At 71.9% G+C, this 16,025-nt stretch carries 13 protein-coding genes; 9 read left to right on the plus strand and 4 right to left on the minus strand.

What is annotated here, in order from left to right:
- The first annotated feature begins 116 nt into the window (after positions 1–116).
- On the plus strand, positions 117–536 hold the full coding sequence (locus tag AB0B86_RS31225) for a protein-tyrosine phosphatase family protein (protein WP_357420317.1): 420 nt from the start codon (positions 117–119) through the stop codon (positions 534–536).
- Between the two features lie 48 nt (positions 537–584).
- Here the strand turns inward: AB0B86_RS31225 and AB0B86_RS31230 are convergent, their stop codons facing one another.
- Positions 585–2,867, minus strand: coding sequence for an excinuclease ABC subunit UvrA (locus tag AB0B86_RS31230; protein WP_357413559.1), 2,283 nt, complete (start codon positions 2,865–2,867; stop codon positions 585–587).
- Positions 2,868–3,032: 165 nt separating this feature from the next.
- Here AB0B86_RS31230 and AB0B86_RS31235 point away from each other — a divergent pair, with 165 nt between their 5' ends.
- The 3 genes from AB0B86_RS31235 to AB0B86_RS31245 all read left to right on the plus strand — a co-directional run bounded on the left by AB0B86_RS31235 (position 3,033) and on the right by AB0B86_RS31245 (position 5,934).
- Complete coding sequence (locus tag AB0B86_RS31235) at positions 3,033–3,761, plus strand: MerR family DNA-binding transcriptional regulator (RefSeq protein ID WP_357413557.1); 729 nt, start codon at positions 3,033–3,035, stop codon at positions 3,759–3,761.
- Positions 3,762–3,815: 54 nt separating this feature from the next.
- Complete coding sequence (locus AB0B86_RS31240; protein ID WP_357413555.1) at positions 3,816–5,024, plus strand: D-alanyl-D-alanine carboxypeptidase; 1,209 nt, start codon at positions 3,816–3,818, stop codon at positions 5,022–5,024.
- A gap of 70 nt (positions 5,025–5,094) precedes the next feature.
- Positions 5,095–5,934: a peptidylprolyl isomerase gene (locus AB0B86_RS31245; protein ID WP_357413553.1), complete on the plus strand. Its 840-nt coding sequence runs from the start codon at positions 5,095–5,097 to the stop codon at positions 5,932–5,934.
- A gap of 125 nt (positions 5,935–6,059) precedes the next feature.
- Here the strand turns inward: AB0B86_RS31245 and AB0B86_RS31250 are convergent, their stop codons facing one another.
- Positions 6,060–7,094, minus strand: a complete 1,035-nt coding sequence (locus tag AB0B86_RS31250; protein WP_357413551.1) for a LacI family DNA-binding transcriptional regulator — start codon at positions 7,092–7,094, stop codon at positions 6,060–6,062.
- 183 nt (positions 7,095–7,277) lie between these two features.
- On the opposite strand from AB0B86_RS31250, the gene AB0B86_RS31255 reads away from it, so the two are divergent.
- Entirely contained in the window at positions 7,278–8,246 is a 969-nt protein-coding gene (locus tag AB0B86_RS31255; protein WP_357413549.1) for an acetylxylan esterase, read from the plus strand.
- Positions 8,247–8,326: 80 nt separating this feature from the next.
- Positions 8,327–9,163, plus strand: coding sequence for a M15 family metallopeptidase (locus tag AB0B86_RS31260; protein WP_357420320.1), 837 nt, complete (start codon positions 8,327–8,329; stop codon positions 9,161–9,163).
- Positions 9,164–9,174: 11 nt separating this feature from the next.
- Here the strand turns inward: AB0B86_RS31260 and AB0B86_RS31265 are convergent, their stop codons facing one another.
- The gene (locus AB0B86_RS31265) at positions 9,175–10,362 is read right to left on the minus strand and encodes a spore photoproduct lyase family protein (protein WP_357420322.1); all 1,188 of its coding nucleotides are present in this window, start codon (positions 10,360–10,362) and stop codon (positions 9,175–9,177) included.
- Positions 10,363–10,520: 158 nt separating this feature from the next.
- Between AB0B86_RS31265 and AB0B86_RS31270 the strand changes: the two genes are divergently transcribed.
- The gene (locus tag AB0B86_RS31270) at positions 10,521–11,831 is read left to right on the plus strand and encodes an RICIN domain-containing protein (protein ID WP_357420325.1); all 1,311 of its coding nucleotides are present in this window, start codon (positions 10,521–10,523) and stop codon (positions 11,829–11,831) included.
- 195 nt (positions 11,832–12,026) lie between these two features.
- On the opposite strand, the gene AB0B86_RS31275 is transcribed toward AB0B86_RS31270, so the two are convergent.
- Complete coding sequence (locus AB0B86_RS31275) at positions 12,027–13,475, minus strand: glycosyltransferase family 39 protein (protein WP_357406099.1); 1,449 nt, start codon at positions 13,473–13,475, stop codon at positions 12,027–12,029.
- A gap of 304 nt (positions 13,476–13,779) precedes the next feature.
- On the opposite strand from AB0B86_RS31275, the gene AB0B86_RS31280 reads away from it, so the two are divergent.
- Together AB0B86_RS31280 and AB0B86_RS31285 are read left to right on the plus strand one after the other, a co-directional pair.
- Complete coding sequence (locus AB0B86_RS31280; RefSeq protein WP_357406101.1) at positions 13,780–15,777, plus strand: translation factor GTPase family protein; 1,998 nt, start codon at positions 13,780–13,782, stop codon at positions 15,775–15,777.
- Between the two features lie 85 nt (positions 15,778–15,862).
- A complete protein-coding gene (locus AB0B86_RS31285; RefSeq protein WP_357406103.1) occupies positions 15,863–15,988 on the plus strand; it encodes a hypothetical protein in 126 nt (41 codons plus the stop codon).
- Positions 15,989–16,025 lie beyond the last annotated feature (37 nt).

Consider the following 16,025-nt stretch of genomic DNA (forward strand, 5'->3'; position numbering starts at 1 on the left):
GCCGCGTCGTGCCACTCGCCGAGAGGCGACCTGCACACCGACACCAGCGCCGCCCCCGGCCCACGAGGCCGGGGGCGGCGCTGTCTGTACCCGCAAAGCGGCGGCACAATGTCCGGGTGACTGACGATCAGCCGTGGTCCGAGCAGTCGGGCGTCCTCGTACTCCCCAGTGGGGCCATGGTGCGTGGCCGCCGGATCGCCGCGGTGACCTCGCCCGCCGACTTCGCCGTGCTGTTGGCGCCCGGCCCGGTGCCGGCCTGGGCGCATCGGCGGATCCGGTGGCCCGACTTCTGGGTTCCGCTCGATCGCGCCGACGCCCTCGATGCCCTGCGGGAGGCGCTTCGGCTGGCGCACGACGGCGAACGCGTCGAGGTGGCCTGCCGGGGTGGGGTGGGTCGCACCGGTACGGCCCTGGCGGCGTTGGCGATCCTCGACGGTCTCCCGGTCGAGCGGGCGGTGCCGTGGGTCCGGGCGGGCTACCACCCGAAGGCGATCGAGACCCCGTGGCAGCGGCGCTGGCTACGGCACGTCACCTGAGTGACAGGCCGACGCCTCTCCCGGGCCGGCGCACCGCACGCGCCGGTGTCACCCCTTGTCGATCGTTGCCGGCTCGCTGACGTACTCGCGTAGGTGGGTGGCGGTGAGGGTGTCACCGTGGGCGACCAGGTCGGCGGGGGTGCCGGTGAAGACGATCCGGCCGCCGTCGTGCCCGGCGCCCGGGCCCAGGTCGATGAGCCAGTCCGCGTGGGCCATGACCGCCTGGTGGTGCTCGATGACGATCACCGTGTTGCCGGCGTCGACCATCCGGTCGAGCAGTGCCAACAGTTGGTCCACGTCGGCGAGGTGCAGGCCGGTGGTCGGCTCGTCGAGCACGTACGTGGTGGTCTTCTCCGCCAGGTGGATGGCGAGCTTGAGTCGTTGCCGTTCCCCGCCGGACAGGGTCGTCAACGGCTGGCCGAGGCTGAGGTAGCCCAGCCCGACGTCGACCAGCCGGTTGAGGATGGGGTGCGGGAAGAAGGCGTACGCCTCGGTGACCGACATGGCCAGCACCTCGCTGATGTTCTTGCCGCGCAGCGTGTACGTGAGCACCTCGTCGGTGAAGCGTCGCCCCTCGCATCGTTCGCAGACGCTGGCGACGCCGGCCATCATCGCCAGGTCCGTGTAGATCAGCCCGATCCCCTTGCAGGCCGGGCAGGCGCCCTCGGAGTTGGCGCTGAACAGGGCCGCCTTGACTCCGTTGGCCTTGGCGAAGGCGGTGCGGATCGGGTCGAGCAGCCCGCTGTAGGTGGCCGGGTTGCTGCGCCGGGACCCGCGAATGGGGGACTGGTCCACGATGACCACCCCGGACCGGCCGCGCAGCGACCCGTGGACCAGTGAGCTCTTGCCCGAGCCGGCCACGCCGGTGACCACGGTGAGTACGCCGAGCGGGATGTCCACGTCCACGTCGCGCAGGTTGTGCAGGTCGGCCTGGCGGATGGCGAGCTGCCCGGTCGGTGGGCGTACCTGGTCGCGCACTGTCACCCGGTGGTCCAGGTGCCGGCCGGTGAGGGTGTCGGAGCGACGCAACGCTGACACGTCGCCGGTGAAGCAGATCCGGCCGCCGTCGGTGCCGGCCCCCGGCCCGAGGTCGACAACGTGGTCGGCGATCGCGATGGTCTCCGGCTTGTGCTCGACCACGAGTACCGTGTTGCCCTTGTCGCGCAGTCGCAGCAGCAGGTCGTTCATCCGGGCGATGTCGTGCGGGTGCAGGCCGACTGTGGGTTCGTCGAAGACGTACGTGACGTCGGACAGGCTGGAGCCGAGGTGCCGGACCATCTTGACCCGTTGCGCCTCACCGCCGGAGAGGGTGGCCGACTCCCGGTCCAGGCTGAGGTAGCCCAACCCGATCTCGACGAGGGAGTCCAGCAGGTCCCGCAGGTTGGCGATCAGTGGCGCGGCTCCCGGGTCGTCGATGCCCCGGACGAACGCGGCCAGGTCGCTGATCTGCATCGCCGAGCAGTCGGCGATGGTGTGCCCGGCGATCCGCGACGACCGGGCCGCCGCGTTGAGTCGGGTGCCACCGCAGTCGCCGCAGGTCGTGAAGGTGACCGCCCGGTCGACGAAGGCGCGGATGTGCTGTTGCATCGACTCGCGGTCCTTGGACAGCAGGAGCCGCTTGACCTTGACCGCCAGCCCCTCGTACGTCCAGGTGTTGCTGCCCACCTTGATCTTCGTGGCCGGCTTGTGGAGGAAGTCGTCCCACTGCTGCGGGGTGAAGTCCTGCAGTTTGACGTCCGGGTCGAACAGCCCGGAGCCGACGATGGTCTGCCAGTACCAGGAGCCGACCGCGAAGTTCGGCGCGGTGATCGCGCCGTCGTTGAGTGAGCGCTCGACGTCGACCAACTCGCTGATGTCGAGGTCGGAGACGCGGCCCAACCCCTCACAGGTGGGGCACATGCCCTCGGGCAGGTTGAAGCTGAACGCCCCGGCGCCGCCGATGGACGGCTGGCCGAGCCGGCTGAAGAGGATTCGCAGCATCGCGTACGCGTCGGTGGCGGTGCCGACTGTGGAGCGGGAGTTGACGCCCATCCGCTCCTGGTCGACGACGATGGCCGCGCTGAGGTTGCGCAGCGAGTCGACGTCCGGTCGGCTGAGGTTCGGCATGAACGACTGGAGGAACGCGCTGTAGGTCTCGTTGATCATGCGCTGGGACTCGGCGGCGATGGTGCCGAAGACAAGTGACGACTTGCCCGAGCCGGAGACGCCGGTGAAGACGGTCAAGCGGCGCTTGGGGATGTCGACCGAGACGCTTGCGAGGTTGTTCTCCCGCGCGCCGCGTACCTCGATCATGTCGTGGCTGTCGGCGTCGGACCATGCTGGCTGCGACATGCGAACCCTTCACGGAGTCGTGGCGGGACCGCGCCCCGCCGATGCTGGCGGGTTCCATTGTCTCATTCATCACCACGTAGAGACTTTTGTCGAATATGGCCTGATAACCCGGGCGGGACCTCCCGCAAAGTCTCAAATCACGTGGTAAGCGGTACGGTGATCCCCGTGGACGTCGCCCCGAAGGATCGGCTCCGCGCCGTGGACCTGGCGGCCACCGTCGGGATCTCCGTGCAGCAGGTGCGCAACTACGTCGAGCAGGGTGTGCTTCCGCCGGCTCGGCGCACCCCGAGCGGCTACCGGATCTTCACGACCGAGCACGCCCGGGCGTTGGTCGTGGCGCGGCGGCTGGCCGAGGGGCACGGTTGGCCCCGCGCCCGGGAGATCATGGCCGCGGTGCATCGCGGTGACCTGCCCGGAGCCCTCGCGGCGCTCGACGCCGGCCACGCCGAGCTGGACCGGGAACGCGCCGAGATCCGCCGGGTGCTCGGCGCCTTCGAGACCGTGCTGGCCAGCGCACCGGCGGCTCGGCCCGCACCACGCCACGCCGCCCGCATCGGTGAGGTCGCCGCCCTGGTCGGGGTGCGAACCTCCCAGCTGCGGCTCTGGGAGCAGCGCGGACTGCTGCGGCCGGGCCGCACCCCGGGCGTCAACTACCGGGTGTACGACGAGGGGGAACGACGCGCCGCGCAGGTCATCGCGCTGCTGCGCCGGGGCGCGTACCCGTTCGAGATCATCGAGGCGGTGCTGGGGGAACTGCGGACCACAGGTAGCCCTCAGCGGGTCCGCGCCGAACTTGCCCGCCGCGAGCAGGACCTGCACCTCCGCAGCCTGCGCCGGCTGCGGGGCACCAGCGCGCTGCACGACTACCTGCGCGGTCGGGGCGAGGCGGACTGACCCGACCCGCGCATCCCGTCCCGCGGGCCGATCTTGTTGACTAGGGTCGGGCACATGAGAGCTGCGCTGCTGGCGGCCACGGCGTCCGCCATCCTGCTCGCTCCCGCGCCGGTCGCCGCCGCGGGAGCGTCCGCCGGGCCGACCGTGCGCTGCCCACGGGCGCCGGCCCCGGCGATGTCCCGTCCGCCCCGCCCTTCACCGCCTCCCGCAGTGCCCGAGCAACGGGTGGTCGGCGGCGCGGCCCTGGACACGGCCGGCCTGGTCGTGCCGGCCGACGCCACCGCGCCACCGGCGATCACCGCCACGTCGTGGCTGGTCGCCGACCTGGACAGCGGCCAGGTGCTCGGCGGTTGCGGCCCCCACGAGTACGGCACCCCGGCCAGCGTGCAGAAGCTCCTGCTGGCGGCCACCATGTTGCCCCGGTTGGACCCGAAGCAGACGGTCACCGTCACCGAGGACGACATGAACATCGAGCCCGGCTCCTCGGCCGTGGGGCTGGTCGCGGGCGGTCGCTACACCATCGAGACCATCTGGCTGGGTCTGCTGCTCAACTCCGGCAACGAGGCCGCCAACGCGCTGGCCCGACTCGGCAGCGGCACGGACAGCGCCGCCGGCGTACGCGCCATGAACGAGCACGCGCACCACCTCGGCGCACTCCAGACCCACGCGGTCACCCCGTCGGGGCTGGACGGCAAGGGGCAGTTCACCAGCGCGTACGACCTGGCGCTGATCGCCAGGGCCTGTTTCGCCGAGCCGACCTTCCGCCGGTACGCGCTCACCGAGCAGACGGAGATCCCCACCCAGGCGGCGCAGCACACGAAGGGCTTCCAGATCCAGAACGAGAACCAACTCATCTACCGGTACCCGGGGGCGCTCGGCGGCAAGACCGGCTTCACCGACCTGGCCCGGCACACCTACGTGGGTGCGGCCGAACGCGGTGGACGGCGGCTGGTGGTCACCCTGTTGGGTGCCGAATCGGCGCCGTTGCGCGGCTGGGAACAGGGGGCGGCCCTGCTCGACTGGGGCTTCACGCTGCCCCGGGACGCCGCAGTGGGCCGGCTTGTCGAAGCGGGGGAGTTGACCGCCACGCCGTCGGCGGCGCCGTCCGCGCTGGCCGCGCCGGGTGCGCCCCGGCCGGCGGCGGCCAGTGGGCCGGCGCGTACCGGCTCGGGGTGGTTGTGGTCGGTGGCCGCGGTGAGTGGCGCGGGGGTGCTGGCGCTGTTGGGCGGGCTGCTGTGGCGCCGTCGCCGTCGACTGCCCTGAAGGATCGACATCGAACGTCGACGTCCATAGACTCCGGTCTTTCTGGCACCACGAGTCCAGGAGGATCACAGTGTCGAGTGAACTCGAACCGCGCCCCGACGGGGCGGCACCCCGCCGGCCGGTGCGCGCCCTGTCCCGACTGGCGGGGGTGACCGCACTCGCCGGGGCGCTCGTCGTCGGGGCGTCCGCCAGTGCGGTCGCCGCGCCAGCCGCCCCCGGGGGCGCTTCGGCCGAGACGTCCACCGCCGCTGACGCCGCCACCCGAGCGCCGCGCACCACCCACGGCCCGTGCGCGTACACCGAGACCCCCGACGAGCCGGCGGCCCGACCGGTGCCGCTGCCGCCCGACCCGCGGCGCACCCCGGCGCGGGGCAGCGTCCGGGTGACCCTGGCGACCAACCACGGGCCGATCGGGTTGACACTGGACCGGGCCGCCGCGCCGTGCACCGTACAGAGCTTCCTGCACCTGGTCGGCAAGCGCTTCTACGACCGCACCCCGTGCCACCGGCTCACCACGTATCCGACGCTGAGCGTGCTGCAGTGCGGTGACCCGTCCGGCACCGGCGAGGGCGGCCCGGGCTACCAGTACCGCGACGAACTGCCCACCGACCTGCCGCCCGCGCCCACCGACCCGACCGGGGAACGCCGGGTGTACGCCCGGGGCGTCCTCGCGATGGCGAACGCCGGACCGGACACCAACGGCAGCCAGTTCTTCCTGGTCTACGCCAACTCCGCGCTGCGCCCCAACTACACGATCTTTGGGGAGGTCGACGCGGCCGGCCTGGCCACCCTGGACCGGATCGCCGCCGGGGGAGTGGCACCGACCGCCGAGGACCCGGCACCCGTCGACGGCCCGCCGGCGCTGCCGGTGACCATCCGCAAGGCCATCCGCTCGCCGCACCACCACTGAACGCCCGGCGCGGTGGGCGACCCTCGGCCGCTCACCGCGCCCGCCAGGGTCCGACCCCGCCGGATCCGAAACGTTTCGGAGGTGGATCGGAACTGGTCCAACCGGTTACCGACCCAGGTCCGGCCTCACGACGAGCCGGGCGAGCCGGACGGTGGGGCGGTGCTGTCGCGGACGACGAGTTCGGTGGCGAGTTCCACCCGTGGCGAGTCGATGCCTTCGCCCTGGGCCAGGCGCAGGACGGTCCGTGCCGCCAACCGTCCCATCTCGACCAACGGCTGCCGCACTGTGGTCAGCGGTGGCGATGCCCAGCGGGCCTCCGGCAGGTCGTCGAAGCCGACGACGCTCACGTCGTCCGGCACCCGCAGCCCGCGGCGCCGGATGGCCTCGTAGACGCCGAAGGCCATCTGGTCGCTCGTGGCGAAGATGCCGGTGGGCGGGTCGGCGAGGTCGAGCAGCGCTGTCGCGCCGGCGAACCCGGAGGCGTGGTAGAAGTCGCCCGGGTAGATCAACGCGTCGTCCATCGGCACCCCGGCGCCCTCCAGCCCGGCCCGGTAACCGTCGAGCCGCGCCCGGCTGCACAGCAGGTGGGTCGGCCCCGCCACCAGGCCGATGCGCCGGTGCCCGATCGCGAGCAGGTGCTCGGTCGCGGCGAGCCCGCCGGCCCAGTTGGTGGCACCGATCGTCGGGACGTCCATGGCCGGCACCCCGGACGGGTCGACGACCACCACCGGCACGTTGAGACGGCGCAGTTGCGCGTGCAGCGGCGGGCTCAGGTGCGAGGTCACGAAGATGACGCCGTCGGTGGCCCGGGTACGCAGGTTCTGCAACCACTGCCGGGCCGCGGTGGGCTGCCGGTGGATCGCGGAGACCACAGTGCCGACCCCCGCGCCGTGCCCGACATCCTCCACGCCCCTGATGATTTCCACGGCCCAGGGGCTGTCCAGGTCGTTGAAGACCAGGTCGACCAGGCCGGCGCGTCGCACGCTGCGGCTGGTGCGTCGCCGGTAGCCGTGGTGGCGCAGCAACTCCTCGACTCGCTCCCGGGTGTCCGGGGCGACATCGGAGCGACCGTTGAGCACCCGTGACACGGTCGGCACCGACACGCCGGCTTCCCGTGCGATCGCGGTGATGGTCACCCTGCGTCCGTCGTCCGCGCCCACCCGCGTCTCCTTCACCGAGCCGGAAGAACGACCACGAGACGTCGTCAACCGAGGATCCCGGAACGGTGTGCCCGTTCCACGCGTCATCTTGCCTCACCGACGGGGGTTGACGACATGCCAGGTCGGTTCTAGCGTTCGGCGAAATTACGGAACCTTTCCGGAAACTCGTCGGACCGGGGGCGCATGTACACCGATCTACCTGAGGAACAGTTGCGTGACTACCGTGGCGTTGTAGGGGAACCGGCGGACTTCGACGATTTCTGGGCCGACACCCTGGCGGAGGCCCGGCGTGCCGGCTGGCCGGTGCGGACCGAGCCGGTGGCGACCGCGCTCAACAGCATCGATGTGTTCGACGTGACCTTCGCGGGTTTCGCCGGCCAGACCGTGCGGGCCTGGCTGCGGGTGCCCCGCGGTGCGGCCACGGCGTTGCCGACGGTGGTCCAGTTCGCCGGCTACGGCGGCGGGCGCGGGCACCCGTTGGAGAACCTGCTCTGGGCCGCGGCCGGGTTCGCGCACCTGCAGATGGACACCCGGGGGCAGGGCTCGGGCTGGAGCCGGGGCGACACCCCGGACCTCGGCGCGGCCGGCCCGGAGGCACCCGGCGTCACCACCCGGGGCATCACCGATCCGAAGACGTACTACTACCGGCGGCTGATCACCGACGCGGTCCGGGCGGTGGACGCCGTCCGGACCCTGCCGCTCGTCGATCCGACCCGGGTCGCGGTGCTCGGGCACAGCCAGGGTGGCGGGCTGGCGCTCGCGGCCGGTGCGTTGGCACCCGGGGTGCGGGCGGTGGTCGCGTTCGTGCCGTTCCTCTGCGACATCCCGCGTGCGGTGGTGACCACCGCCGCCCGTCCCTACCGGGAGATCCGCGACTACCTGGCCATCCACCGTGGCGCCGAGGAGCGGGTGCTGACCACCCTGTCGTACGTCGACGGTGTCAACTTCGCCAGGCGCTGCCGCCGCCCGGCGCGGTACTCGGTGGCGTTGATGGACGAGATCGTCCCGCCGTCGACGGTCTACGCCGCTGTCAACGCGCACGCCGGGCCGACCGAGTTGTCGGTGTGGCGTTACAACGGCCACGAGGCCGGCGGGATCGACGACGACGAGGCGGCGCTTGTCTTTCTGCGCGCACACCTGATCGGGGGCTGACCGGGCCACGCACCGAGCGGGGCCGACCCGGAACGAGCGCATCCGGCCCGTGGTGCCGGCCCGGCTGATAGACAGGAGGTGTGGGTCACCGGATCGTCGTCGTGCTCGCAACCGCCGCGCTGCTCGGCGGCTGCACGCGGCCGGAGCCCCACCCCGCCCCGGACGCGTCGCAGGCGACGCCGGTGAACCCCACCCCCACCACGGTTACCTCCGCCGCGAGTCCGCTGCCCGGGTTCGTGGTGCTCACCGACCTCGACCCGCGCATCCACGCCGACATCCGCTACGCCACGGCGCACAACTTCGTGGGCCGCCCGATCAGCGGCTACCCGGAGCCGCTGTGCCTGCTCACCCGGCAGGCCGCCGAAGCGCTGCGCCGGGTGCAGGACGCCGCGCTGGCCGGCGGCCACAGCCTCAAGGTGTACGACTGCTACCGCCCGCAGCCCGCCGTGGACGACTTCGTCGCCTGGTCGAAGCGTCCCGGCGAGCAGCAGACAAAGGCGGAGTTCTACCCGGACCTGGCCAAGGACCGGCTCTTCGCCGACGGCTACATCGGGGCGCCCACGGCGCACAGTCGCGGCAGCACCATCGACCTGACGCTTGTGGACGATCCCGCCGCCAGCCAGCCCGCGTACCGGCCCGGACAGCCACTTGTCGCCTGCACCGCACCCCGAGGGCAGCGCTTCCCCGACAACAGCATCGACATGGGGACGGGCTTCGACTGTTTCGACTCCCGGGCGCACACCGCCGACCCCCGCGTCAGCGCGACGGCGCGGGACAACCGGCGGTTGTTGCGGCGGCTGATGACCGACGCCGGTTTCGTCAACTACGACCGGGAGTGGTGGCACTACAGCCTGCGCGACGAGCCGTACCCCGACACGTTCTTCGCCGCTCCGGTCGCCCGCTCGTCGGTCGGCTGATCCTCGGCGGGTCAGGTCCAGTAGAGGATCCGGCAGGTCGGTACGCGGGCGGCCAGTTCGGCGGTGAACCATTCGCGCAGCTCGGCCATGGTCTCGCGCGGGTAGACGTACTTCACCGCGCCGAACCTGCCGTGTTTACGGCTGCGGGCCTCCTCGTCCATCTCCAGCCGGGTGCGCGGGTACCAGCCCAACAGCACCTCCTTGCTGCCCGGCGTGAACCGGTGGGTGATCAGCTCGGCGGTCAGGTCCAGGTCCGGCACCCCGTCGACCGCCGCGCGGACCTGGTCGAGCAATTCGCCGTAGCGGTCCCGCCAGTCGGGCAGCGCGATGATCGGCGCGATGGTCAGCCCCACCGGGTAGCCGTCGAGCGCGAGCCGGCGCAGGGCGGCGAGCCGGTCCGGCACCCGGGCGGTGCCGCCCTCGAACCGAACGCTTACCGGGGCGCAGTTGACGCTGAATCGGACCCGGGTTCGGCCGGCGTGCGGTAGGCCGACGAAGCTGTCCACGTCCGCGTACTTGGTGGTCCAGCGCAACTGCACCGGCGCGTCCCAGGCGGCGAAGTGTTGCACCGCCCGCTGCCAACTGCCGGTGAGGTGCTCCAACGCGAGGGGGTCGGTGTAGCAGGACGCCTCGAAGGTGGTGCCCTCGTCGGCGCGTCGCGCGTTGCGGCTGGTCACCGTCCCGCGCCCGGCGTACCCGGTCAGCCCGGTCAGGATGTCGTCGAGGTCCGCGTACACCCGGGTCACCGGCGGGCCGGACAGCGAACCGGCGAGGTAGCAGTACTGGCAGTGCGCCGGGCAGCCCTCGGCCAGGTCGACCCGCCAGTCGGCGCTGGGCGCGATCGGTTGCAGGGTGCGCCGCGAGGGTGGGCTCACCACGATCGCCATTGTCGCCTTGGCCCGCGCGTACGTCTCCCGGTCGGTCTGCCCGCGTACCCCGGTGAGCCGGTTGGATCGCAGGTTTTCCACCTCGATGCCCAGCGCCTGCACCCGTTCGACGATCCGTTGTCCGTGCGGGTGCTCGAGCGCGGCCGGGGTGGCCACCACCCGGACGGGGGTCCAGCGGCGGGCGGGCCGGGCCGGCGGCGCGAGGCCGGCCAGGTCGCGGGTCGGCACCCGCTCGCCGCTGGCGTCGTGCGGCGCGGCGGGCACGTCGATGGCGAGGGGCTGGTCGACGTCGACGGCGTCCGGACTGGTCACCGGGCCGGGGTACCCCCTACCGCAGGAATCCCACCCGAAAGGTCGATCCGTGATTGACGTGATCAGGTCAGAGGAATAACCTTTCGTCTATCTGTAAACAATGTGAACAGATTTACCTCGACGCGGCGGCGCGCGTCCCCCAGCGAAGGGACGATCAGGTGATCGCAGAACTCTCCACCCGTACCAGACGGATCCTGTCGTTGTTCGTCGCCCTCGTCGTCGGGCTGACCGCCGGCGTCGCGGTCACCGCCTCGCGCTCCGCGCAGGCCGCGCCGACGTTCAAGGTGCTGGCCTTCTACAACGGCACCTGGGACGCCGCGCACATCGACTTCGTCAAGGACGCCCGGGCGTGGTTCCCGCAGGCCGCCAACCAGTACGGCTTCTCCTGGGAGGCCACAAACAACTGGGGTCTGCTGAACACCGCGAACCTGGCCCAGTACAAGGTCGTCATGTTCCTGGACGACGCGCCGCCCACCGCGCAGCGCGCCGCGTTCCAGCAGTACATGCAGAACGGCGGGGCGTGGCTGGGCTTCCACGTGAGTGCCTGGACCGACAACCCGTCCAGCTGGAGCTGGTACTACAACACCTTCCTCGGCACCGGCTCGTTCCAGACGAACACCTGGGGGCCGACCCGGGTCACCATGCGCGCCGACAACCGCACCCACCCGGCCACCCGCAACCTGCCCGCGACGTTCCCCTCGTCGATAAGCGAGTGGTACTCCTGGAGCAACGACCTGCGGCAGAACCCGAACATCGACATCCTCGCCTCGGTCGACCCGTCCAGCTTTCCGGTCGGCACCGACCCCAACCAGTCCTGGTACGGCGGCTACTACCCGCTGGTCTGGAGCAACCGGCAGTACAAGATGCTCTACGCCAACTTCGGTCACAACGCGATGAACTACAGCACCAACACCGGACTGTCGTCGACGTTCGACAGTCCGCAGCAGAACCAGCTGCTTATCGACGGGCTGCACTGGTTGGCTGGCGTCGGCACCGTCCCCCCGACCACGCCCCCGCCGTCCGACGGCACGATCTCGCCGACCGCCTGGCACACCGTTGTCAACCGGGGCAACGGCAAGTGCGTGGACGCCCGCGCCGCGGCCAGCGCGAACGGCACCGCCATCCAGCAGTACACGTGCAACAGCAGCGCGGCCCAGCAGTACCAGTTCGTGCCGACCAGCGGCGGCTACCTGCGGGTCAACAACCGCAACAACAGCGCCCAGGTGCTCGACGTGACCGACCGGTCGACCGCCGACTCGGCGCCGATCCAGCTCTGGTCCTACAGCGGCGGCACCAACCAGCAGTGGCGTGCCGAACCGGAGGGCGGCGGCTACTACCGCCTGGTCAACCGGGCCAGCGGCAAGTGCCTCGACGTGCCCGGAGCGTCCACGGCCGACAGCGTCCAACTCATCCAGTACGCCTGCAACGGCACCGCGGCGCAGTCGTTCCGGCTGGTGCCACAGGCGTAGTAGCGCCCGGCCCGGTGATCGCCCCGACCCGATCGGAGCAGCCGGTCTGCCGCCCCGCCTCATCGGCCGGCACGACCGGAGGTCGGTCCTTCGGCTCCGTCACCTCGGCACCGGCCGGTGGTGGCGGAGCCGAAGCCGACCGGTCCCGGTCCCCCGTGCGCGCGCGGCGCGGTGGTGCTGCCGACTCGCCGGCTCTCACCTCGTGCGCTCCAGGAGGGTGATGCTCAGCAGCGGGTACCGCCACCGCTGCGTCTCCCGGTAGCCGGCGCTGATCCGCTGCCGCTTGCCGGGCGTCATGTCGTCAAGGGGGTCGGCCGAGGGGTCGGCCCCGACGACCCAGATGCGCGGCGGGGTGCCCAGGCAGGTGGCGTTCGGACACTCGGTGGCCAGGAACCTGCCGTCGCTGCGCTGCGGGGCGACGCGCAGCACGTCCGGGGGGCGGGGGACGGGCAGGTAGCGCTCGTAGATGTCCCGCGGTGACCAGGGGATGCTCGGGTGGCTGTCCGGAAACACCACGACATCGCCCGGTTGGTAGCGGGGACCGATGACCGATGCGATGCGGTACGAGTCCTGGCTGTGGCCGGCGTGGGCGCGAATGGCGACCTGTGCGGGAAAGGCCAGGACGGCCGCGAGGCCGACCGCGGCGATGGCCGGCGACCGCCCGGCGCGGACCACTGCCGACGCCGCGAGGACGGCCAGCGCCGGCAGCACGACCAGCGCGTAGCGGGCCACCCAGACGTGCACCTGGGTGCCGGCGAGCAACAGCAGCGCCATCGGCACGAACGCCGCGCCGGCCAGGCAGACGTACGCCGGGTCGCGGCGCACGCCCAGAACCGCGAGGACGAGGACGAGCCCACCGACGGCCGCGGAGTGGAAGAGCCGTTCCGGGAACGCCTGGAGGGCACTCAGGTCGACGAGCGCGATCCAGGACACCTGGGCGGTCTGTCCCCGTCCCCAGATCGACAGCGCGAGCGCCGGCAGTAGGCCGATGCCGGCCGCCGCCGACCACCCGCGCAGAACCTGCCGGCCCTCGGCCCGGCGGGAAAGCTGGCACCAGCCGACCGCGACGGTGTGACCCGCGAGCATCAGGAGACCATTGAGCGGATGCAGCGACCCCACCACGCCGACGGCGGTGGCGTACCCGGCGAGGTGACCGCGCGTGGGCTCGGCCAGCAGCCGGATCAGGTACCACAGGGCGACTGCGGCACCGAGGATCACCAGCGCGTAGGACCGGGCCTCCTGGGCGTAGCGCGACGTGACAGGCAGGATTGCGAAGAGCAGCCCGGCCAGCAGACCGGTCCCGGCGCCGCCGAGTCGACGCCCGAGCGCGCTCACCACCACCGTGGCGACGGTGCAGGCGGCGACCGAGGGCAGCCGCAACGCGGCAGTGGAGGTGCCGGCCACCGTGACGTACCCCTTCATCAGGGCGTAGTAGGGGGTCAGCACCGCGTCCACCGAACCGGCGAGTTGCCACAGTTGCGACCAACTCAACCGGACCGCGCCCCAGGTGGCCAGCTCGTCGGCCCAGAGCGCCGGACCGGTCAGGCGCCACCGGCCCAGCAGCAGCGCGACAAGCGCGGGGATCACCCAACTCGCCACCGCCCAGCCGGGCCGGGTGTCGCTCGTCTCCCGATCCGCGTCCACCCGGGATGGGTTCGCTGCGGCGACGACGGTGCCGGCGTGGTGCGACGGCCAGGTGGCGGTGATCGTGGTTCTCCCTGAACAGGGGCCGGAAGTGTCCGCGCGAACCTAGCCGCGTCAGGTGAGCACACGACGTCGCGGAGTCGGACAGCAGGTGAACGGGAGTGCCGGGCAAATCGGTTGCCCGGTCCGCGCCGGCCTGTTGGACTACCGGAGACCGCCACCAAGCCCAAGGGAGCACCAATGCGCGCTGCGTCGATGTCCGACCAGAGGGGACCTGTCGCCTACCTGAAGGACCTGACGCTGCGTGAAAACCCTGAACCTCGGCATCCTGGCCCACGTCGATGCCGGTAAGACCAGCCTGACCGAACGCCTGTTGCACGCTGTCGGCGTGACCGACCAGCTCGGCAGTGTCGACGCGGGCAGCACCCGCACCGATTCCCTGGCTCTGGAGCGGCGACGCGGGATCACCATCCGCTCGGCCGTCGTCTCCTTCGTGCGTGACGACGTGACAGTCAACCTGATCGACACCCCCGGCCACCCGGACTTCATCGCCGAGGTCGAGCGGGTGCTCGGGGTGCTCGACGGCGCGGTGCTGGTGATCTCCGCGGTGGAGGGGATACAGCCGCAGACCCGGGTGCTGATGCGCACCCTGCGCCGGCTGCGCATCCCGACGCTGATCTTCGTCAACAAGGTCGACCGGGCCGGGGCGGACCCCGATCGGGTCGTACGGGCCATCGCGGAGAAGCTCACCCCGGCCGCGGTGGCGATGGGCTCGGTGGCGATGCCGGGGACTCGGGCCGCCCACTGCTCGCCGTACGGCCCCGCCGACGCGGCCTTCACCGAACGGCTGCTCGACGTGCTCGCCGGGCCGGACGACGCGCTGCTCGCCGACTGGGTGGCGGACACGTCGTCGGTGCCGTACCCGCGCCTGCGCCGGGCGTTGGCGACGTGGACCGGCGGGGCACTGGTGCAGCCCGTGTACGCCGGCTCGGCGATCACCGGCGCCGGCGTGGACGCGCTGATCGCCGGGATCACCGAACTGCTGCCGACCGTTCAGGGTGACGTCGACGCCCCGGTCTCCGGCACCGTGTTCGCCATCGAACGGGGCCCGGCGGGGGAGCGGATCGCCCTGGTCCGGCTCTTCGCCGGCACCCTCCGGGTCCGCGACCGGGTCCGCGTCGGTACGGCCGACGCCGCGCTTGTCACGGCGATACGGGTGGCCACCCTGGGGGCCGACGTGGTGGCGTCGTCGGTCGGTGCCGGCCACATCGCCCGACTGTGGGGTCTGACGCACGCGCGGATCGGCGACCCGGTCGGCGTACCCCCGGAACGTGCCGGCGCGGACCGCCACTTCCCGCCACCCACGCTGGAGACGGTGGTGGTGCCGGAGCGCCCCGTCGACCGGGTCAACCTCCACGCGGCGTTGACCCAGCTCGCCGAACAGGACCCGCTGATCAACCTGCGGCAGAACGACAGGCAGCACGAGATCAGCGTGTCGCTCTACGGCGAGGTGCAGAAGGAGGTCATCCAGGCCACCCTCGCTGACGACTTCGGCGTGCGGGTGACGTTCCGGGAAACCACAACGGTGCACGTGGAGCGGGTGTGCGGCGTCGGTGCGGCGGTCGAGGTGATCGCGGTGGCGCCCAACCCCTTCCTGGCCACCGTCGGGTTGCGGATCGCGCCAGCGCCGACCGGCGCCGGTGTGCGTTTCCGACTCGGCGTCGAGCTGGGTTCGATGCCACCCGCCTTCTTCGCCGCCGTGGAGGAGTCCGTGCGACGGACCCTGCGCCAGGGTCCGCACGGGTGGGAGGTTCCGGACTGCGAGGTGACGATGACCCACGCCGGCTACTGGGCGCGGCAGAGCCATTCGCACGGCAGCTTCGACAAGAGCATGTCCAGCACCGCAGGGGATTTCCGTAACCTGACCCCACTGGTGTTGATGGCCGCGCTCACCCGGGCCGGCACGCGGGTCCACGAGCCGGTGCACCGCTTCCGGCTGGAGGTGCCAGGTGACGTCCTCGGCACGCTGCTGCCGGCGCTCACCCGACTGGACGCGGTGCCGACCGACACCGAGGTGCGGGGAACGTCGTACCTGGTCTCGGGCGAGATTCCGGCGGCCCTGGTGCACACGTTGGAGCGTCGCCTGCCCGCGCTGACCCGGGGCGAGGGCGTGTTGGAGACCGAGTTCGACAACTACCGGCCGGTGCGCGGCCCCGCCCCGGTCCGGGCCCGGTGGGACAGCAACCCGCTGGATCGCAAGGAGTACCTGCTCGCGGTCGCCCGCCGGGTCGGCGGCCGGTAACGGCGATATCCATTGCGGACACGCCGCGGTCCTCCTACTCTCGGCGGCACAAGGTCGACCGAGCACACCCCGAAGGGAGTACGCCGTGCCACGACGCACCCGCACCGCTGCCGCGCGGTGGCTGCCCGCTGCCGGCGCGGCGCTGCTCGGCACCACCACGACCTGTGCCTATCAACCGTTGCGGTGCAACGAGCCGGGGTGGCGCGACTGACGCGGGCGCTGACGCGTCCGCCGGCCGCCCATCCCAC

It is taken from the genome of Micromonospora sp. NPDC049047 (genome assembly GCF_040649135.1).
GTDB lineage: Bacteria > Actinomycetota > Actinomycetes > Mycobacteriales > Micromonosporaceae > Micromonospora.